A 3788-nucleotide genomic window follows, 5' to 3' on the forward strand; every position below is an offset into this window, starting at 1 on the left:
GAAATATGGAGGTACAAAACATGTGTGAGATCATGGAAGAAATAAGAGAAAGTGGGAGACTTGAGGGATTCGCTCAGGGAATATCTCAAGGAATATCTCAAGGAATATCTCAAGGAGAAGCAAAAGGAAAACTTGAGGAAAAAATAAAAACGGCTTATAAACTGGAAATCAAAGGAATGAAAATAGAAGATATTGCGGAAATTTTAGAATGCAGTATATTCCAGGTAAGAGAGTGGCTTTCAAATTCAAATGATTGTTTAGTTTGACTAAAAAAGTCACTCTTTTTTTGTGATTAAAACTATAATGTAGTTATGACAAATTTTATTCTTTTATGTTTTCTGATATAATTTAAATATGCCATTTTACTTATTAAGAAACGATATTACAAAGATGGAATGTGAAGCCATTGTGAATCCATCCAATCCATATTTAAAACAAGGTAGAGGAACAAGCTATGCGATTTTTCAAGCGGCTGGTGAATCACAATTAACAAAAGCGTGTCAAAAAATTGGATATTGTGAACTTACAAAAGCAGTTATTACATCTGGTTTTTCATTATCAAAATATATCATTCATGTAGCTTGTCCAGAATATGATGGAATTAAAAAACAAGCCGAACAATTATTATATCAATCCTATCTTTCGTGTTTAGAACTCGCAAAGGTTCATCATATCAAAAGTATTGCTTTTCCTTTATTATCAAGTGGATATTATCATTATCCAAAAGAAATAGCTTATCAAATTGCTTTACATGTCATACAAGATTTTCTTTCCGAAAATGAAATGAATATTTATCTAGTACTATATGATTCACAATCCATTCAAGTGGTTCATACAGAAATTGAACAATATATTGATGATCATTATGTAGATATTCATTATGAATGTTATACTAGAAATGTATGTACTTATTCTATAGAAGATTTGATGAAACAACAAAATGAAACATTTTCGCAAATGCTTCTAAGAAAAATAGATAAAAAGAATTTAAAAGATTCAACAGTCTATAAAAAAGCCAATATCGATCGAAGACACTTTTCAAAAATTCGAAGCCAGAAAAATTATCAGCCTACCAAAAAAATAGTTTTATGTCTGGCTATTGCTTTAGAACTGTCACTTGATGAAACCATTGATTTATTAATGAAAGCCGGTTTTGCCTTTTCAAATGCTTCTAAATTTGATTTGATTATTCAATACTATATTGAAAATAAAAACTATGATATATATCAAATCAATCAAACTTTATTTGATTATCATTTGGAAATTTTAGGTTGAATGTCTCTTGACATGCGACCTATTTTCTTTTCTTTTTTTCTATAATGCAAATAAGAAAGAAGGAAAGAATATGGAAAATACAGAATTAGTTTTTATATTAGATCGAAGTGGATCCATGCACGGATTGGAAAAATCAACGATTTCAGGTTTTAATGAAATGATTTTTAAACAAAAGAAACAAGAAGGAAAAGTAAATGTCACAACTATGTTGTTTGATGACGAATTTGAAATTTTGCATAATAGAGTACCGTTAGATAAAGTAAAAAAAATGACAGAAAAACAATATTATGTAAGAGGATGCACAGCTTTATTAGATGCCATAGGTATGAGTATTCAACGCATGAAACCATATCAAAACCATCACACAATTTTTGTGATTATTACCGATGGATATGAAAATGCCAGTCAGGAATATTCGTATTCACAAATTAAGAAAATGATTACCAGACAAAAAATTGAAAACAACTGGGAATTTTTATTTCTGGGAGCAAATATTGATGCACAAAAAGAAGGAAAGAAATTTGGTATTGATGAAAGTCGAAGTGTTTCTTATGTCAATGATAAAAAAGGCATTCAAAAAAATTATGAAACAGTGGGAAAAGCTATTTCAAATTTTCGTTGCAGCCAAATTCAAGATGACTGGAAAAAAGATATTGAAGAAGACTATAAAAAAAGAAAATCCGTTTGATGCGGATTTTTTTTATAAATGATTCTTTAAAAAATGTTCCATGCGATCACAAGCTTCTTTAATGTGGTCTAAAGAATAAGCATAGGAAATACGAATAAAACCTTCACCACTACTTCCAAAAGCATTTCCAGGAACACAAGCAACTTTTTCTTCTTCCAGTAATTTAGAACAGAATTCTTCACTTGTCATACCTGTTTTCTTAATAGAAGGGAACACATAGAATGTTCCATGTGGCATGTTACAAGACAAACCCATTCGATTAAGTCTGGAAACTAATAAATTACGACGATTCAAATAATCATCTCTCATTTTGATGACATCATTCATTCCATGTGCCAATGCTTCAATTGCTGCATATTGAGCCGCAACAGGTGCACACATGATAACATATTGATGAATTTTATTCATGGCTTCTGATATTTCTTTATTGGATAATAAATAACCCAATCGCCATCCAGTCATCGCAAATGCTTTTGAAAAACCATTGATTACAATGATTTGATCTTTTACTTCTTCAAACTGTGCTAAAGAAGAAAAAGGCTGATCATAACTTAATTCTGCATAAATTTCATCCGATACAACAAAGATGCCAGCCTCTTTTATAATTGGAACAATTTTTTCATAGTCCTCATATGTCATAACGCCACCCGTTGGATTGGAAGGAAAATTTAAAATCATGGCTTTTGTCTTTGGAGAAATTGCTTTTTCTAAATCCTCAGGCAATAATTTAAAATCATTTTCTTCTTTTAATTCAATGGTAATTACTTTTCCGCCTGCTAATTCAACAGCCGGTGCATAAGCAACATAATTTGGATCCATACAAATGACTTCATCTCCTGGATCTAATAATGTACGCATCGCAATATCAATACCTTCAGAACCACCAACCGTAACAATAATTTCATCGTTTGGATTATAACGTTGTCCATAGCGAAGAGCATGAAATTCACTAATGGCTTTTCTTAATTCAAGTAAACCACGATTGGCTGTATAATGCGTTTTTCCATGCGAGATAGCGTGAATCGCATTTTCACAAATATGCCAGGGAGTATCAAAATCAGGTTCTCCTACACCCAACGAAATAACACCTTCAATTTCATTGGCTAAATCAAAAAATTTACGAATACCACTTGGCTTTAAATTTTTTACAGTAGTTGAAATTTGTTTCATTATGGAGTCACAACCAATCGATCACTGGAATCATCATCCACGCTATCAATCATGACAATTCCACTTTTTTTATATTCCTTTAAAACAAATAAAGTTTTTGTTGAAATAACATTTTCTATACAAGCAATTTTATCTGAAACAAAGCGAGCCACTTCAAACATTGTTTTTCCTTCGACTAGACAAAGAAAATCACAATCACCGCTTAATAAATACATATTGCTGACTTCAGGATACTTGGCAATCATTGTTGCTGTTTGATCATATCCTTTATTACGCTGAGGCGTACAACTCACTTCAATAAAAGCCAAGATCATACGATTTTTAAAAGCACGATTATAGTTAATTACCGTATGATAGCCACAAATAATTTTCTCATCTTCCATTTTCTGAATGCTTTCCTTAATATCCGAAGCATCTTCATTTAAAATATCGGCTAAATCCTGAACATTTAAACGCGCATCGTTTTCCAATAATTCAAGAATTTTATTATTATTCATGTGTAAAACCTCCTTGTGAATTATTCTATCATAAATTTATTGAAAAAACGAAACGTTATAGGTATTTATTGACAAAGTTGGGGACTAATTTTATAATTAGAATGAATTTTAAAGGAGGATTTACTGAAATGACAGTAAAAGTTGCAATTAATGGTTTT

The 3788-nt window shown here is 30.8% G+C and carries 5 protein-coding genes; 3 read left to right on the top strand and 2 right to left on the bottom strand.

The window, feature by feature from the left end:
- Positions 1 to 32: 32 nt before the first annotated feature.
- From ACI32A_RS01085 to ACI32A_RS01095, 3 genes are all read left to right on the top strand, one after another.
- Positions 33 to 266 (top strand): hypothetical protein, encoded by a 234-nt coding sequence (locus ACI32A_RS01085; RefSeq protein WP_439753172.1) that lies wholly within the window; start codon positions 33 to 35, stop codon positions 264 to 266.
- Between the two features lie 88 nt (positions 267 to 354).
- Positions 355 to 1275 carry a macro domain-containing protein gene (locus ACI32A_RS01090; protein WP_439753173.1) on the top strand — a complete coding sequence of 307 codons (921 nt, stop codon included), beginning with the start codon at positions 355 to 357 and terminating at the stop codon, positions 1273 to 1275.
- 70 nt (positions 1276 to 1345) lie between these two features.
- Positions 1346 to 1963 (top strand): vWA domain-containing protein, encoded by a 618-nt coding sequence (locus tag ACI32A_RS01095; protein ID WP_439753174.1) that lies wholly within the window; start codon positions 1346 to 1348, stop codon positions 1961 to 1963.
- Positions 1964 to 1975: 12 nt separating this feature from the next.
- Here the strand turns inward: ACI32A_RS01095 and ACI32A_RS01100 are convergent, their stop codons facing one another.
- Positions 1976 to 3133 (bottom strand): pyridoxal phosphate-dependent aminotransferase, encoded by a 1158-nt coding sequence (locus ACI32A_RS01100; protein ID WP_439753175.1) that lies wholly within the window; start codon positions 3131 to 3133, stop codon positions 1976 to 1978.
- Positions 3133 to 3630: an Lrp/AsnC family transcriptional regulator gene (locus ACI32A_RS01105; RefSeq protein WP_439753176.1), complete on the bottom strand. Its 498-nt coding sequence runs from the start codon at positions 3628 to 3630 to the stop codon at positions 3133 to 3135. The genes ACI32A_RS01100 and ACI32A_RS01105 overlap by 1 nt, the downstream gene beginning before the upstream one ends.
- Positions 3631 to 3788 lie beyond the last annotated feature (158 nt).

Source organism: Floccifex sp. (genome assembly GCF_051873555.1).
In the GTDB taxonomy this organism is placed as follows: domain Bacteria; phylum Bacillota_I; class Bacilli_A; order Erysipelotrichales; family Erysipelotrichaceae; genus Floccifex.

Bases quoted from the DNA above. Each gene is read 5' to 3' on its own strand.
- ACI32A_RS01100 (WP_439753175.1), bottom strand. From the start codon at position 3,133: ATGAAACAAATTTCAACTACTGTAAAAAATTTAAAGCCAAGTGGTATT.
- ACI32A_RS01105 (WP_439753176.1), bottom strand. From the start codon at position 3,630: ATGAATAATAATAAAATTCTTGAATTATTGGAAAACGATGCGCGTTTA.
- ACI32A_RS01085 (WP_439753172.1), top strand. From the start codon at position 33: ATGGAAGAAATAAGAGAAAGTGGGAGACTTGAGGGATTCGCTCAGGGA.
- ACI32A_RS01095 (WP_439753174.1), top strand. From the start codon at position 1,346: ATGGAAAATACAGAATTAGTTTTTATATTAGATCGAAGTGGATCCATG.
- ACI32A_RS01090 (WP_439753173.1), top strand. From the start codon at position 355: ATGCCATTTTACTTATTAAGAAACGATATTACAAAGATGGAATGTGAA.